General features: G+C 64.9%; 14 protein-coding genes. 8 read left to right on the top strand and 6 right to left on the bottom strand.

The window, feature by feature from the left end; translation table 11 throughout:
* The first annotated feature begins 40 nt into the window (after positions 1-40).
* Both L6639_RS11550 and L6639_RS11545 read left to right on the top strand, forming a co-directional pair.
* A complete protein-coding gene (locus L6639_RS11550; protein WP_237861545.1) occupies positions 41-1,426 on the top strand; it encodes a sensor histidine kinase in 1,386 nt (461 codons plus the stop codon).
* Positions 1,423-2,076 (top strand): response regulator, encoded by a 654-nt coding sequence (locus L6639_RS11545; protein ID WP_237861544.1) that lies wholly within the window; start codon positions 1,423-1,425, stop codon positions 2,074-2,076. The genes L6639_RS11550 and L6639_RS11545 overlap by 4 nt, the downstream gene beginning before the upstream one ends.
* A gap of 21 nt (positions 2,077-2,097) precedes the next feature.
* On the opposite strand, the gene L6639_RS11540 is transcribed toward L6639_RS11545, so the two are convergent.
* Positions 2,098-3,081 carry a VOC family protein gene (locus tag L6639_RS11540; protein WP_237861543.1) on the bottom strand — a complete coding sequence of 328 codons (984 nt, stop codon included), beginning with the start codon at positions 3,079-3,081 and terminating at the stop codon, positions 2,098-2,100.
* Between the two features lie 146 nt (positions 3,082-3,227).
* On the opposite strand from L6639_RS11540, the gene L6639_RS11535 reads away from it, so the two are divergent.
* From L6639_RS11535 to L6639_RS11520, 4 genes are all read left to right on the top strand, one after another.
* A complete protein-coding gene (locus L6639_RS11535) occupies positions 3,228-4,019 on the top strand; it encodes a DNA-binding transcriptional regulator (RefSeq protein ID WP_237861542.1) in 792 nt (263 codons plus the stop codon).
* 72 nt (positions 4,020-4,091) lie between these two features.
* Positions 4,092-5,588 (top strand): bifunctional 3-(3-hydroxy-phenyl)propionate/3-hydroxycinnamic acid hydroxylase MhpA, encoded by a 1,497-nt coding sequence (gene mhpA, locus L6639_RS11530; protein ID WP_237861541.1) that lies wholly within the window; start codon positions 4,092-4,094, stop codon positions 5,586-5,588.
* An 18-nt stretch (positions 5,589-5,606) separates the two neighbouring features.
* Entirely contained in the window at positions 5,607-6,458 is an 852-nt protein-coding gene (locus tag L6639_RS11525) for a fumarylacetoacetate hydrolase family protein (protein WP_237861540.1), read from the top strand.
* 41 nt (positions 6,459-6,499) lie between these two features.
* Complete coding sequence (locus L6639_RS11520; RefSeq protein ID WP_237861538.1) at positions 6,500-7,708, top strand: ABC transporter substrate-binding protein; 1,209 nt, start codon at positions 6,500-6,502, stop codon at positions 7,706-7,708.
* Positions 7,709-7,711: 3 nt separating this feature from the next.
* Here L6639_RS11520 and L6639_RS11515 read toward each other — a convergent pair whose 3' ends face one another.
* The 3 genes from L6639_RS11515 to L6639_RS11505 all read right to left on the bottom strand — a co-directional run bounded on the left by L6639_RS11515 (position 7,712) and on the right by L6639_RS11505 (position 9,637).
* Positions 7,712-8,554: a hypothetical protein gene (locus tag L6639_RS11515; protein ID WP_237862551.1), complete on the bottom strand. Its 843-nt coding sequence runs from the start codon at positions 8,552-8,554 to the stop codon at positions 7,712-7,714.
* A gap of 193 nt (positions 8,555-8,747) precedes the next feature.
* Positions 8,748-9,230 carry an SRPBCC family protein gene (locus tag L6639_RS11510; RefSeq protein ID WP_237861536.1) on the bottom strand — a complete coding sequence of 161 codons (483 nt, stop codon included), beginning with the start codon at positions 9,228-9,230 and terminating at the stop codon, positions 8,748-8,750.
* Complete coding sequence (locus L6639_RS11505; protein WP_237861535.1) at positions 9,230-9,637, bottom strand: ArsR/SmtB family transcription factor; 408 nt, start codon at positions 9,635-9,637, stop codon at positions 9,230-9,232. Before L6639_RS11505 ends, L6639_RS11510 begins: the two co-directional genes overlap by 1 nt.
* A gap of 281 nt (positions 9,638-9,918) precedes the next feature.
* Between L6639_RS11505 and L6639_RS11500 the strand changes: the two genes are divergently transcribed.
* The gene (locus L6639_RS11500; RefSeq protein WP_237861533.1) at positions 9,919-10,992 is read left to right on the top strand and encodes a serine hydrolase; all 1,074 of its coding nucleotides are present in this window, start codon (positions 9,919-9,921) and stop codon (positions 10,990-10,992) included.
* Positions 10,993-11,053: 61 nt separating this feature from the next.
* On the opposite strand, the gene L6639_RS11495 is transcribed toward L6639_RS11500, so the two are convergent.
* Entirely contained in the window at positions 11,054-11,887 is an 834-nt protein-coding gene (locus tag L6639_RS11495) for an outer membrane protein (RefSeq protein WP_237861531.1), read from the bottom strand.
* Positions 11,888-12,302: 415 nt separating this feature from the next.
* On the opposite strand from L6639_RS11495, the gene L6639_RS11490 reads away from it, so the two are divergent.
* Positions 12,303-13,235, top strand: coding sequence for a hypothetical protein (locus L6639_RS11490; protein WP_237861530.1), 933 nt, complete (start codon positions 12,303-12,305; stop codon positions 13,233-13,235).
* On the opposite strand, the gene L6639_RS11485 is transcribed toward L6639_RS11490, so the two are convergent.
* Positions 13,236-14,768 (bottom strand): class I SAM-dependent methyltransferase, encoded by a 1,533-nt coding sequence (locus tag L6639_RS11485; RefSeq protein ID WP_237861529.1) that lies wholly within the window; start codon positions 14,766-14,768, stop codon positions 13,236-13,238.
* Between the last annotated feature and the right edge of the window lie 33 nt (positions 14,769-14,801).

Genomic DNA, 14,801 nt, shown 5'->3' with positions numbered 1-14,801 from the left:
ATGCGCGGGCGACAATTCCGTTCGCGTCAGGTGCCCGCCCATGTGGAACCGCCCGAGATTCGATCTCAAGGTCCGCCTGACCTTGCGCGTGGCGGCCATATCGGCCGCCTGCTTCGCCGCGATATCGGCCTATTTCCTGATCACGGCCGACCGCGCCGCACATGCGCGCATCGACGACATCGCCGCCATCGTCGCGAAGACGTTGGAGCTGCAGCAAGGCAAGGTGCTTTGGACGGCGAGCCCGCGCGCGGACTTTCCCAACCTCGATCCTGTTTCGGCCTATGTGATGACGCCCGGCCTTTGTCTGGCGTTCCGCGGGCCGGCCGGCGAAATGATCCAGCGCTTCTGCAGCGGCGCGCCTGTCACGGCCGACCTGCCGCCGCAGATATTCACGGCGTTCTACCATGGCCTGTTCGACCCCGGCCGCGAGGCGGCACGACCTGTGATCCTGCGCGGAACGAAGCTTGGCGAGGCCGTCGTGTCAGTCGACCCGGCCGTGCAGACGGCCGAGGCCTGGCACGAAGCCGGCCGCCTGATGCTCGCGCTTGCGATCGCGCTGCCGCTGTTGTGCGTGCTGGTCTATGCCGCGCTCGCCCGCGCGCTACGCCCCACCCACATGATCCGCGCCGGCCTCGAGCGGATTGCCGCCAATGACCTCACCGCACGGCTGCCACCCTTCGACCTCGCCGAGCTCTCGGCGGTGCGCGACGTCTTCAACCATCTCGCCGAAAGCCTCGACACGGCGCTCGCCGAGCGCGCCGAGTTGACTCGAAAGTTGATCGCGCTCCAGGACGAGGAGCGCCGACACCTCGCCCGCGAGCTGCACGACGAGTTCGGCCAGTCGCTCGCCGCGATCCGCGCCCTCGCCTCCTCCGCCCGCCAGACCGCGGCGCAGGAGTGTCCTTCCCTGCTCGGCGAATGCGACGGCATCGCGCGCACCGCATCGGGCATGATGGAGACACTGCGCGGCGCGCTGTTCCGGCTGCGTCCGCCTGACGTCGAGGAACTCGGCCTCGTCGCCAGCCTCGAGGGCCTCGTTGCGGGGTGGAACGGGCGTAGCCGCGGCGAGACGCGCTTTGCCATTCGTTTCGACGGCACCTTTGAGACGCTGCCAGCCACGATCAGCGCCAATCTCTACCGCATCGTGCAGGAAGCACTGACCAATGCCGCCAAGCATGCCAGCGCGACCAAGGTCAATCTCGAACTGACGATGCATCCCGACGAGATCGTGCTTGCCATCGATGACGACGGACGTTCGACCGATCCCGCGGCGAAATCCGGCATGGGCTTGCTCGGCATGCGCGAGCGCGTCGCGGCGCTGCGCGGCCGTTTGAGCTTTGAGGCCGGCCCTGCCGGCGGCACCGCACTGCGTGCCATCATTCCGCTCACGGCCGCTGGCCCGCAAGCGCTGGAGCACGCGGCATGACCGCGACCATATTGCTCGTCGACGACCATTCCGTGGTCCGCGAAGGCTATCGTTCCGTGCTCCAGAAGCAGCCGGGCCTGCGCGTCATCGCCGAGGCCGGCGACGGGGCCGAGGCCTATCGCCTGTTCAAGTCGGAGGCGCCCGATCTCGTCATCATGGATCTCAGCATGCCCGGCATCGGCGGCGTCGAGGCCGTCAGGCGCATCAGGCAATGGGACAAGGCGGCCAAGATCCTCGTCTTCACCATGCACGAGAATGCCGGCTTTGCCGTACAGGCGATCCGCGCCGGCGCGAGAGGCTACGTCACCAAGACCAGCCCGCCCGAGACGCTGGTGCGCGCCGTGATGGATGTGCTCGCCGGCAAGATCGCGATCAGCCCCGACATCGACCACGAGCTTGCGCTGAGCCGGATCAGCGGCGAGAGCTCGGCCGCCGATGTCCTCACGCCGCGCGAATTCGAGGTGTTACGGCTGCTGCTCGCCGAGAACACGACGGAGGAGATCGCCGAGACACTCCACGTCAGTCCGAAGACGGTCGCGAATCTGCATTCGCTGATCAAGGACAAGCTCGGCGTCGGCTCCGACATCGAGCTGGTCCGATTAGCGCTGCGCCAGGGGATTCTGACGGCGCCCGATCTCGGCGAGGCCTGAGCGAGGCCGGGAAACGGCCGATCATTCGCGCGCGACCACCTGATCCAACCAGGCGCAGTTCAGCGGCGGTACGCGCGGATCGGGAACGCGCACGCCCCGCGCGGCCGCATCCATCCGCATCTCGCGCAGGCGTTTGCGCTGCTCTTCCGGCATGTTGAGCCGCTCATGTCCCCATAGCGACGGACCATCAAAGGTCTCGTGCGGCTGCCAGGTCTGGGGATCGATGATGCGCCCGCCCCAGCCATATTCGATGAAGAAGCCGGATGGCGTGTTCACATAGAACGATGTCATGTGGTCGTTGGTGTGCCGGCCCAGCGTATAGACGACGCGGCCGTCTTCGAGCTGCGCGAGGTCGTAACCCTGCCCGACATCGTCGAGGCTGCCGAGCTCGACCATGAAGTGATGCAGCGCCTTGCGACCCGAGCCGACCATCGCAAAGGAGTGGTGGCGGCCATTGACGTGGAAGAAATAGAGGCCGTAGGGCTTCAGCCCGAAATCGGAGACATGGAAGCCGAGCACATCGCGATAGAACGGCAGCAGCGGTTCGACATCCTCGACATTGAGCACCACGTGTCCCATGCCGAGCGCACCGGTGCGGAAACCGGAGATCGGACGGCCCGGCTTGAACGGCTCACTCGCAAGCTCAGGCTTGCAGAAGGCCTCCAGCCGGTTGCCGGCGGGATCAGCGAATGTAATCAGCTCGGCGACATGCCGCTCGTCGGCGAGAGCGCGCGAGCCGCGCGAGACCTTGACGCCATGGCTTTCCAGCCGGCCCGCCAGGTGGTCCAGCTCCGCGGTCGAAGAAACCTCCCAACCCATCACCGCAAGGCCGGCATCGTTGCTGCCATCGACGATCAGGCGCTGCTTGCAATCGTCCATGCGGAAGGCGCGCGTCTTGCCACCACGGTCGACCTGCTGCATGCCGAGCAGGCCCGTCGCCATCTGGCCCCACTGATCGAGCTGCGACGAATTGATGCCGATATAGCCGAGCGCGGTGATTTCCATCGAATTCCTCCCGAGAGCATCGCCTTCGCCGCAGTGCGGCGAACTTGATACCGGTCGCGCGCGATCCTACGGTGCGTCACGCAATCGCTTCGCGTTTGCAAGGACGATAGTCGCGCCGTCGTGCGCCACAAGGGAGAAAACACCAAGTGTCCAAGGAGCGGACGCGGACCAGCCAGCCCAGGCAGTCGGAGGGCGTCCGCGCCTTCAAGCGCGGGCTGGACGTGCTGCAGGAGATCAACCGCTCCGGCGGCATTCGCGCCGGCGACGTCGCCCGCGCACTCGACCTGCCTCGCCCGACCGTCTATCGCCTGCTCGAAACGCTGGAGGAACTCGGCTATGTCGCCCGTAGCGCCAGCGACGACCGCTTTCGCGTCACCCGGCTCGCCCTGAGCCTTGGCGATGGCTACGACCCCGGCGTGGTGATCTGCCAGGCGGCAGCCCCTTATCTCGCCGAGCTCAGCAAGACCCTGGTCTGGCCGGTAGATCTCTCCACTTACGAGAACGCCGCGATGGTGGTGCAGGAGACCACGCATTCCCGCAGCCCGCTCTCGATCGACCGCGGCATGATCGGCAAGCGCCTGCCGATGCTGCGGACGTCTGCCGGCCGCGCCTATCTCGCCGCCTGCCCCGCGCGCGAGCGCGACCTCATTGTCAGCCATCTCCGCCGCATCGACGAAGCCGACGACCGTCCCTTCCTCGACCAGGGCCGGCTCGACCAGATGATCGCGGAGACGCAGGCGCGGGGATACGCAATTCGCAGCGAGGGCGAATACAATCCGAAGACGGCATCGATCGCCGTCCCGATCGTGCGGAACGGTGCGGTCTACGGCTGCATCTCCATCATCTGGATCCGCTCGGCGCTGAGCATCGAGGAAGCAACGGCGCAATTCGTCAGCCAGCTTCAGGAGACAGCTGCGGCCATTCCGGTCGAGGTCTAGGGGCCGTCCGCTGGGCGGACACTTCGGCCGACGCCGTTGAAGCGGTGGCAGCTGATGGGGAAGAGATACCCCATGCAAGATAAATCCGGACCTGACGAGTTTGACGTCGTGATTGTCGGCCGGGGCCCGGTCGGCGCCACGCTGGCCAATCTGCTCGGCCTTTGCGGCCTGCGTACGCTGGTACTGGAGCGCGAGGCGCGGACCTATCACCTGCCGCGCGCGGTGCATTTCGACGACGAATGCATGCGCGTGTTCCAGACCATTGGCCTTGCCGATGCGGTCCTGCCACACGTTATCCTCAGCCCAGGGATGCTGTTCCTCGATGCCGACGGGAAGATGCTGCTGGACTGGTCGCGGCCGCAGACGCTGACGCCGATGGGCTGGAATCTCAGCTATCGCTTCCACCAGCCCGATCTCGAGGACGTGCTGATCGCAGGCCTCGCCCGCTGGCCCCACGTCAGCTTGCGCAGCCGCTGCGACGTCTTCGCGCTAGATCAGGACGAGAACGGCGTGCGGGTCCGCTACGAGGACCTCTCCAACGGCCAGCTCAGCGAGGTCCGCGCCAGCTATGTCATCGGCTGCGACGGCGCGCGATCTCTGATGCGCCGCTTCATCGGCTCCGGCATGGACGATCTCGGCTTTCACGAGCGGTGGCTGGTGATCGACGTCCTGCTCAAGCGCGAGCGCGACGATCTCGGCGACTACAGCCTTCAGCATTGCGATCCGCGCCGGCCGGCGACCTATGTCCGCGGCACCGGCTCGCGGAGGCGCTGGGAGATCACGGTTCTCCCCGACGAGGATTCGAACGACGTCGCGCAGCCTACAAAGGTCTGGGAACTGCTGTCGCGCTGGATCACGCCTGACGACGCCGAGCTCGAGCGCGCTGCGGTCTACACCTTTCATTCCATCATCGCGCAACAATGGCGGAACGGCCGGCTGCTGCTTGCGGGCGATTCCGCGCACCAGACCCCGCCCTTCCTCGGCCAAGGCATGTGCGCCGGCATCCGCGATGCCGCCAATCTTGCGTGGAAGCTGGCGAGCGTGATTCGCGGCGGCGCCGATGCCAGCCTGCTCGACACCTATCAAAGCGAACGCCAGCCGCATGTCCGCGAGTTCATCGAGCTCGCAATCCGCCTCGGCGGCGTCATCAACACCAAGGCGATCGAGGCCGGCCTCGCCGCCGGGCAGCCGCGCGAGAATGCGCCCGTAAAGCTCGAGGTGAAGAAGCCCCTGCTCGGTCCCGGGCTTGTGCTTGGCGATCTTCCCCTCGCCGGACATCTCGCCCCGCAGTTCACCCTGAAGGACGGCAGCCGCAGCGACGACCGGATCGGTTACAGCCACCTGCTGATCGTCGAGAGCGCCACGCGCTTCGCTCATCCACGGGCAGGAATCAACATCCTCACCAGCGACGATGCCGAAGGCATCGGCCCTTGGCTGCGCGAGCACGGCATCGCGGCCGCGCTCGTTCGTCCCGACCGCTACATCCGCGGCGCCGCCCGCAACGATGCCGAGCTCGACCGGCTCATTGCCACGATTGCGCCTCCCATCCATGTGCCGTCCGCGGCCTGACCGAACACAGGATATCCCATGAAGCTGCTCTCTTTCATCGCCAACGGCCGCGCCTCCTTTGGAGCCGTCAAGGACAATGGCGTGGTCGATCTCGGCACGCGCATGGCAGGATGCACCACCCTGCGGCAGTTGCTCGAAAGCGGCCGCGTTGCCGAAGCTGCAAAGCTGGTTGCGTCCACCGCGCCAGATCATCCGCTCGACGCGATCAGCTTCGCGCCTGTCATCCCCGATCCCGGCAAGATCATCTGCGTCGGCCTCAACTATCGCGACCACGTCGCCGAGACCGGCCGCACCGTCACCGAGAAGCCGGCGCTGTTCGTCCGTTTCCCGTGCAGCCAGGTCGGCCATCTCCAACCGATCGTGAAGCCAGGGGTCAGCGACGATTTCGACTACGAAGGCGAGCTTGCGCTCGTGATCGGCAAGGGCGGCCGGCACATCCGCGCGAGCCGTGCACTTGAATATGTCGCCGGCTATGCGTGCTATAATGAGGGCAGCATCCGCGATTGGCAGCGTCACACCAGCCAGTTCCTCTCCGGCAAGACCTTTGCGGAGAGCGGCAGCTTCGGTCCCTGGCTGGTGACGGCGGACGAGATTCCCGATCCGTCAAAACTCACACTTCAGACGCGCCTCAACGGCAGCGTGGTGCAGGACACGACGACGGACCTCCTGATCACAGGCATCCCCGAGTTGATCGCCTACATCTCGACGATCTGCCCGCTCGTTCCCGGCGACGTCATCGTGACAGGCACGCCAGGCGGCGTCGGCGCCAAGCGCACGCCGCCTTTGTGGATGCGGCCCGGCGACATCGTCGAGGTCGAAATCTCCGGCATCGGCATCTTGCGCAACAAGGTCATCGCCGAGGCGGCCTGACCACTGCGACCGATCCATCAACGATAAAATCAGGAAACCCCATGGCCACCATCCGCACCAGCTCCACTGCCATTCTGCTGATCACACTGGCGCTGGCAGGCGCCGCGCGCGCCGAGATCAAGGGCGACGCTGTCCGCATCGGCGTCCTCACCGACATGAACGGCATCTTCGCGACCGCGATGGGCCCGGGCTCGGTCGAGGCGGCGCGGATGGCGGCGGAGGAGTTCGGGGGCAAGATCAACGGCAAGCCGATCGAGATTTTGCAGGCCGATCATCAGAACAAGCCTGATCTCGCCGCCTCGCTCGCGCGAAAATGGTTCAGCGACGGCGTGCAGGCGATTGCCGATGGCGGCAGCTCGGGCGCGGCGCTCGCGGTCCAGGAGCTGGTGCGCGGCAACGGAAAGATCTTCCTGGTCTCCGGCGCGGGCGCCAACCAACTCACCGATGAGGCATGCGCGCCCTCGAGCGTGCAGTGGACCCAGGACGCCTATTCCACCGCGACCGCCGTCGTCTCCGGAGTCATGCAGACCAGCAAGGAGCCGTGGTTCTTCATCACCGGCGATTACGCGTTCGGCCACTCCATCGAGGCGACCGCGCGCGACCGTATCGCCGCACTCGGCGGTAAGGTCGCCGGCAGCGTCAAGGCGCAGCTCGGCACGCCCGATTACTCGTCGTTCCTGCTCCAGGCGCAGTCCTCGGGCGCCAAGATCCTGGCGATCAATGTCGCCGGCGACAATGCCACCGCGATCAAGCAGGCGGAGGAGTTCGGCCTCGCCGATCAAGGCATCAAGATCGTCCCGATGTCGTTCCAGAATGTCGACATCGAGGCGGTCGGCCTGAAGGCGACGCGCGGCGATCTCATCGTCACCTCGTTCTTCGAGGACGTCTCACCGGCGGCGCGAAAGTTCTCCGACGCGTTCTACGCGCGCCGCAAGGCGATGCCTTCGCAGATCCAGGCCGGCGTGTACTCCGCCGTGCGCCACTATCTGCAAGCGGTGAAGGACACGGACTCGGACGACAGCGCCACCGTGATGGCGAAAATGAAGGCGACGCCGGTGTCGGATGCCTACACGCCCAATGGCCGCATCCGCGAGGACCAGCGCATGGTGCATGATCTGTATCTGGTGCAGGTCAAGACGCCAGCGGAATCCAAGGGCCCGTGGGATTTCGTCAAGCTGGTCGCGACCATTCCGCCCGATGAGGCTTTCCGCCCGCTCGACCGCAGCAAGTGCAGCCTGGTGGGGAAATAACCTTCAGGCCAAGTACCGCGTGAGATAGCCTTCCATGGCGTAGAGCGCGCAGAGCGCCAGGCTCGACCACACGGCGGCGCTGAAATACAGGAACATCCAGGTCAGCTCGCCCTTCCAGTGTGCGATGTCGTGGGTCACCACCCATCGCGTCGCGACATCATGCAGGCCTTCGAGGAAGCCGAGGAGCTTGTTGCCCTCTTCATGCCCTGCCCGCCAGCGGCTGAGATACATGGGAACGTCGACGGTGACGAGGAAGGCGAGGAAGCAGGCGATGCCGACGATGCCGGACATCAGCGCCCAGCGCACCACACCCTGGAATTCCGGCGTCAAGCGGCATAGCGCGATGCCGGCGAGGAAGAAAGTCACCGCCCAGAGCGAGTTCTCGATCGCGTTGAAGAGGAAGTTGGTCGTCACCACCGCGTACCAGGAGAAGCACTCTGCGATGACAATGATCGGCACGATCACGAGCGCGATGTTCACCGCGGTCTGTGCGCCAGTCATCCGACCGAGCTGATGCAGGATGATCGCCCATTGCGCGGCGAAGCAGACTTCGGCCACGGTTGCCACCGTGCGCCCGACAAACACGCTCGACAGCCAGGTGTCGAACAGGCAGATGCGCTGCACGTCGGCGCGCGGCAGCACCGAGCGGAAGGCACAGCCGAAGACGTAGCCGGCACACAGCAGGAACATCAATCCGATATCCGAGCCGCCGCCGACGCTGCTGGCGACGGTCGGATAGAACTCGCGGTACAGCATGAACCAGACGAGAATGTTCGCAGCGCTGACCAGCGTCAGGGACCCCCACCACCACGCCAAGGGATTTGACCGTGCCTGCCACTGCAACATGAACCGCTCCGTCGTAGTCATCTTGACATCCAACGGTAGCAATTCTGTCATAAACCTGAAGCGCGACGCGACAAAAATCTGCGTGACGCCACTGTCATAATTCGCCAGCGCGCTGTCATAATCGCGATGGCGTCCGCGCTTCTAGGCTTAATCCGGGGACGCCACATCGAAGGCGCCCCCGAATCACGCGGGGCTATTTCTTCAACCCACCGACATAGGCCGCGAGCTTGTCCAGCGTCTGGTAGCCGTATTCGACAGCGCCGAAGCCGATCATGCCGTCGCGCTGCTCGGTGCTCGCCGCCAGCTGTCGCATCATCAGCACGGTCTTGCCGTTGGCCTGCTCGGCGAATGTGATGGTGAAGCGGAACATGCCGGGATCATCGTCCTGATCGTCGCCGTGGTACATCTCTATGAAGGACGGCCGCTCGATGCGGAGGAAGCGCATGCGGTTCCCATAGATGGTGCCATCGGGACCGATCATGTTGAAACGCCAGACGCCGCCGACACGCACGTCGATCTCGAAGGTCTCGATCTTGAAGCCCTTCGGGCCGAACCATTGCGGCAGATGTTTTGGGTCGGACCACGCCTCGAACACCAGATCACGCGGCGCGTCGATCACGCGGGACATCACGATCTCGCGGTCCATCGACCATTGCGACAGGGCAGCGTTCGTCATTACTCAGTACCTTTCCGTTTGCTTGGCTTGTTGGTGGTCTTCTCGGTCGCTTTGGACGACTGCTTGGCAGCGGCCCTCTCCTTCTTGAGCTTCATGACGTAAGCCTCGAACCGGTCGAGCCGTGCCTCCCAGATCGCGCGCTGGTGCTGGAACCAGTCTTCCGCACCGACGAGCGCCTCGGGGCTGAGGCGGCAGGTTCGCACGCGGCCGGACTTCTCCGACTGCACGAGCCCGCTCAGCTCCAGCACGTGGATGTGCTTCATGAAACTCGGCAGGGCCATCTCGAACGGCTCGGCGAGTTCGCCGACCGAGGCCTCGCCGGCGCAAAGCCGCATCACGATCGCGCGCCGCGTCGGATCGGCGAGCGCTGCGAAGACCTGGTCGAGCTGGGATAATTGGTTAGCCATGAAGCTAACTATAGACACGCCGCGATCGCGGCGTCAATGATTGTTAGCCTATGAGCTAAGTTTTTTGTCCGGCGATATGGAACTCACAACGCGCAATCGTGAATTGGGACGCCGCCCTCGCCCGGCTAAACAGCAATGGGGGCGCACCGCAAGATCAGACCGAGCACGTGCCGCCTGTTGCCATCTCCCCGTACATCACAAGGCGATCCCTCGCCCGCGCCGCACTTGTTCCCCTGGCGGTCGCGCTGGCGAGGCCACGCCGCGCCTTGGCGGATTCCGACATGATCGCGCTGATGCGCGACATCGTCGCGGCCGAGCTCGCGCCCACCGCGACGCCGGATCATCCGGGCGGCCTCGCCGCTGCGCTCTATGCCGGCCGTCATGTCGAATTCTTCAGCTACGGCCTTGCCGACGAGGCCGCCAAGCGGCCCGTGACGCCGGACACGCTGTTCAACCTCGCCTCGCTGCGAAAGCCATTCGAGGCGACGCTGACGGCATTAGGCACGCTGCGCGGCGAACTGAAGCCTGACGATCCCGTACCGAAATATCTGCCGGAGCTGAGCGGTGACTACATCCGCAACGTCACCGTCGGCGAGCTCGCCACGCACACATCAGGACTGTTGCTGCCGACCGATCACCCGCCCTGGCCGAACGATTCCTACTCGCAAGCGCAGTTCATCGCGATGCTCAACGCCTTCGTGCCGCCCGCGGGTGTGGCGCCGGGGAAGCAGCGCATCTACAGCCATGCCGGCTATGTCCTGCTTCAGCTCGTGCTCGAGCGCTGCTATCGCACGCCGATCGCAAGACTGATCGAGAGCCGGGTGCTCAAGCCGCTCGGCATGCGCGCAACGTCCGTTCCCGAACGCGGACCGGACAACCGCGCGATCATGGACGAGGCCACGATGCGGCGCGTCGTGCAGGGCTATTCCGACCAGGGCAGCGCGATCGGTCCGATCGGAGGCCAGCAAAGCTATTTCGACTTCCCCGGTACGGGCCAGATGTTCTCCTCCGCGCACGATCTTGCGACCTTCGTCGCGGCTTGCGTCGACGGCCGCACGATCGACCCGCGTCTCCGGGAAACGCTGCGGATGACGCAGCGCGAGTCCTTCCACGTCGACCAAAGATACGAGCAGGCGACCTTCGGGCAGGCCATGGCGTGGGAGACCGTCCACCTTCCCGATGTCACGATCGTCGACAAGCCGGGCGGCCTCAACAACGCATCGGGCTACATCGGCCTCGTCCCGGCGCACCGGATCGGCATCGTGCTGCTCGCCAATCGCGGCGACTATCCGCACGAGATTGCCCGCTACAAGATCCTGCCTGCGCTGGCGAGGCTGATGGCACACAGCGGCTGAGCCAAAAATAGAAAGCCCCGGCGAGGCCGGGGCTTTCCAGGTCATCATCAGAGTAGGATGCCTAGTACCGCGCGACGACCGGTCCACCGAATTTGTAGTTCACGCCGACCCGTACGATGTTCGACTTGATATCAACCGAGTGGGTGTAGACGTTGCTCGGGAAGGAAATGGCCGGCACGAAAGCTGCGAGATTGGTGCTCGTCGCGCTGGCACGGCCGAGGTCGACGTAAAGGTATTCGGCCTTCAACGACCAGCCGCCACCGAACGCATATTCGGTGCCGGCGCCGGCGGTCCATCCGACCCGCGTGTCGCGGATCGCGGCGGATTCGGTCGCCGCCGCGAACGTATCGGTGAAGTTGAAATTACCCTTCACCTCGGCGATTGCGGCACCGCCCGTGGCGTACAGCAACCAGGTCGGAGCGGCGAGGAAGCCGATGCGACCGCGGATAGTGGCGAGCCAGTCGGCCGAGACCTGCGACGAGACCGTGAAGGCCGTCGGCGCGCAGCACGGATAGACCGCGGAACCCGTCGCACCGCCCTTGAAGCCGAAATAGTTGATGTCGCCTTCCAGGCCGAGCACGGCGCGGCTGACCTGCCAGTTGTAGCCGGCAGTGAAACCACCGGTCACGCTGGAACTGTTGACGTTCTGGGCGCCAACCGCGGCGATGGCGGGGACGCTGCTGGCCGCGAAGTAGCCCGTCGGAGAAAACACGGTCGAAGTGGTCGGATCAGCACTGCCCCACTGCCCGCCGACATTGCCGCCGATGTAGAAGCCCGTCCAGTCATAGGCCGCCGCCATCATCGGCGCCTTGGTATAATGCGCTGCGAGATCAGCGGCCTGCACGGACGCGGCGCCCAACACAACCGACACGGCCGCCAGCAAAAGCTTTCTCATTCCAGTCTCCTTGCCCCACGCGATCAAAACGCGCGCTTTCCGAATGCACCGGCTTGGTGATTTCGGCATGGGCTAGGCATAGGCGGCACACCGCCCAGCGTCTTGGGCTGCAACGAAGTTCGCATGGACTGTGACGTAGCGTGCGGTCCGCTGCACGCGAAGTGTGACGAGTGTGCCTCAAACGCCACGACACAACGGCGCGCAACGCTGGATCCGTGTCGCGACAAGAGCAAACATGCCAGCACAGCCGGCGAATCTTCTGTTGACGAGCAACCCGACAACCTTCGCGAGTTCCATCGAGATGGGGCAGCGCCGCTTGCCTATTGCGTGTGAACCCTACGGTTGACTCGCGATGCCCGCTGCCTACACTCCGCGGATTGCTGCGATCAATTGCCGAGACATGGAGCTTAAGGCCATGGCCTCCGATTTTTTCCTCAAGTTCGACGGCTTCGACGAATTCCTCGCGCACAAGCTCGATCACGACTTCCTCAAATTCGGACATGATTTCGATCGCGTCGGCGATGCGCTCACGGATCTGTTCTCCGAGAATCTGAAGTTCGACGAGCACAAGGTCGCGATCGACTTCAAGCATGATGTCGAGCACGTCGCCTTCGACTTCATCAAGCTCGGCTTCGATACGCTGAAGCTCGACGACGTGCTGCACAAGTTCGACGACGTCATCCTGAAATACGCCGACCAGGCGCCCACGGTGAGCACGTTCGCCGAAACCGGCGGCGACGGCGGCGGGCTCAAGCTGTCCGACGATTTCATCAAGCTCGACACGGATTTTCAGGCCGCAAGCTTCGAGGCGATCAAGCTCGGTGTCGATACGCTCAAACTGCACGTATCGGGCGAAGGCGCCAATGACTCCTTCATCAAATGGGCCGGCGATCTCTCCGATTTCAGTGCCGGCCTGCACAAGGTCGGCGACGATTTCCAGAAGGTCGGCGAGGATTTCCTCAAGCTCGGCGATCTCAAGGGATCCGAGACGATCGACGAGGCCTTCATCAAGCTCGGCGGCGGCGCGCTGAAGGTCAGCGACGACCTGCACAAGGTCAGCGACGACTTCCTCAAGATCGCCACTGACATCACCGGCTCCCAGGACAATTTCGGCCCCCTCAAGATCGACCAGATCGCGCTGAAGTTCGGCGATGATTTCCACAAGCTCGATGCGGATTTGCACAAGCTCAACACCGATGTCGGCGCGCTCGGGGATGACTACATCAAGCTGGCCGGTGCGCTGACGGGCCATGGCGGGAACCAGGGCGGCGGCACGACGACGACTTCCGTCGACAGCGACGCGCTGCATCAGTTGCTGCAACACGCGCACGATTTTTCGCTGCTGTAGCTAGGCTACTCCGAGGCGTCCGAGCAGCGGCAGGATTCGCGCGTCGATCACGGCGATCCTGCCTGATATCTCGGCGCGAACCTCGTCCGCGGAGAGCTTCTGGCCCTCCTTCTCAAAACGCTCGCCGCTGGCGGTGGCGAGGCTTGCCAGCAACGCGGCGGGGTCGGCGATGCCCTTGCGCCGCGCCTGCATATAGAGCTGCGTAAGCGGATCGACCCTGACCCCGCCGCCGGTGACGGGCGAGGCGAGATAACGCAGCTCCGACGTCTCCTTGGCGCGCGCCGTCACCGCCGCGTTGAACGCCTGCGTCGATGTCTGCCGCGCCGCCTCGTCCTCCAGCGGCAGCGCCGGCGCGAGGTGCCCCTGCCCAACCAGCACCTTGATGGCATCGGTGAGCGAGGCCCAGCCCATCGTCGTCTCCGGCAGACGTTCGACCACCTCGCGCAAGCTGAGCGGCCCTGCGGCAAATGCGTCGATCACGGGCTGGTAGATCTCGCTGCGCAGCTGGAAGCGGCCCAGCGGCGTATCGAAGGTCAGCTCGATATCGTCGCGCGGGCTCGTCAGCACGAAGCGCGTCGCCAGCCAGCGTTCCCGCGCCGCCATCGGCGCCATTGGCGTAAACCCCTTGGCGAAGATGTCTCGACGAAACTGGCGGCCGATGATCATGTCGCGCGCGGTCTCAACGATCAAGGGATCGGCGAGATCGGCCAGCAGCGCCCGCTGGGCGTCCGTGAAGTTGACGCGATCGACATGATCGGTGAGATGGGCCGAGCCGAGAAAGGTCAGCTTCGCGTCGGCGAGCTCCTGGGCGAGATCGGCGAAGCTGAAAGCCTGCCAGTCGCGCGTCAGAAGCTCGTGCGCGAGATAGGACGCTGGCAATTTGCGCAGCCGTTCGAGCTGCACGGCGGCCTGCGGATACATGCGATAGAAATGCGCGCCGGCCTCCTTCAGCCCGTCGGCAAGCGCCAGCGCCTGGTCCAGTGCCCGTTTCGACGAGACCTGCGGCTGGGCGCCCTGCAACTGCACCATCAGCCGCCGCAGCGGCGCCATTCCAGCCCAGCCGGGCATTGCATCATATGAGACGTAGACGAGCCCGCCGGGCTTCAAACGCCGCCGGATCAGCGCGACGATCGCCTTGCGATGCTCCGCGCCGATCCAGCTATAGACGCCGTGGAGTGCAATAATATCGAACTCGGGCACCGAGGCATCCTCGGCAAGCTCGGCGAAATCGGCCTCACGAAAGACGATGTTCTCGAGCCCCGCGGCATCGGCCAGCGACCGCGCGCCCGCGATATGGGTCGGGTTGAAGTCAGCCGCGAACACTGTTGTATTGGGGTTGGCGGCTGCGACGATGGTGGCGGTCAGCCCCTGCCCGCAGCCGAGATCGCAATAATGAAGCGGCTCGCCACGTCCGCCGGGCGCCGCCACGCCCTTGGCGAGCGCGGCAAAGCTGAGCATAGCCGGCACCTGCACGCGGCAGAAATCGTGCACATAGGCCGTGTCGATGACGTATCCGGATCCCCAATCGGCCATGCGACCCTCGCGAGGACATCCAACAACGCTGCT

The sequence above is a fragment of the Bradyrhizobium zhengyangense genome (assembly GCF_022012555.1).
GTDB classification, from domain to species: Bacteria; Pseudomonadota; Alphaproteobacteria; order Rhizobiales; family Xanthobacteraceae; genus Bradyrhizobium; species Bradyrhizobium zhengyangense.
This window is presented reverse-complemented; position numbering and strand designations above follow the sequence as displayed.

Excerpts from the sequence above, each read along its gene's own strand:
- L6639_RS11505 (WP_237861535.1), bottom strand. The coding sequence starts at position 9,637 with ATGGCTAACCAATTATCCCAGCTCGACCAGGTCTTCGCAGCGCTCGCC.
- L6639_RS11525 (WP_237861540.1), top strand. The coding sequence starts at position 5,607 with ATGAAGCTGCTCTCTTTCATCGCCAACGGCCGCGCCTCCTTTGGAGCC.
- L6639_RS11490 (WP_237861530.1), top strand. The coding sequence starts at position 12,303 with ATGGCCTCCGATTTTTTCCTCAAGTTCGACGGCTTCGACGAATTCCTC.
- L6639_RS11485 (WP_237861529.1), bottom strand. The coding sequence starts at position 14,768 with ATGGCCGATTGGGGATCCGGATACGTCATCGACACGGCCTATGTGCAC.
- L6639_RS11495 (WP_237861531.1), bottom strand. The coding sequence starts at position 11,887 with ATGAGAAAGCTTTTGCTGGCGGCCGTGTCGGTTGTGTTGGGCGCCGCG.
- mhpA (WP_237861541.1), top strand. The coding sequence starts at position 4,092 with ATGCAAGATAAATCCGGACCTGACGAGTTTGACGTCGTGATTGTCGGC.
- L6639_RS11500 (WP_237861533.1), top strand. The coding sequence starts at position 9,919 with ATGATCGCGCTGATGCGCGACATCGTCGCGGCCGAGCTCGCGCCCACC.
- L6639_RS11510 (WP_237861536.1), bottom strand. The coding sequence starts at position 9,230 with ATGACGAACGCTGCCCTGTCGCAATGGTCGATGGACCGCGAGATCGTG.
- L6639_RS11540 (WP_237861543.1), bottom strand. The coding sequence starts at position 3,081 with ATGGAAATCACCGCGCTCGGCTATATCGGCATCAATTCGTCGCAGCTC.
- L6639_RS11520 (WP_237861538.1), top strand. The coding sequence starts at position 6,500 with ATGGCCACCATCCGCACCAGCTCCACTGCCATTCTGCTGATCACACTG.
- L6639_RS11550 (WP_237861545.1), top strand. The coding sequence starts at position 41 with ATGTGGAACCGCCCGAGATTCGATCTCAAGGTCCGCCTGACCTTGCGC.
- L6639_RS11515 (WP_237862551.1), bottom strand. The coding sequence starts at position 8,554 with ATGTTGCAGTGGCAGGCACGGTCAAATCCCTTGGCGTGGTGGTGGGGG.
- L6639_RS11545 (WP_237861544.1), top strand. The coding sequence starts at position 1,423 with ATGACCGCGACCATATTGCTCGTCGACGACCATTCCGTGGTCCGCGAA.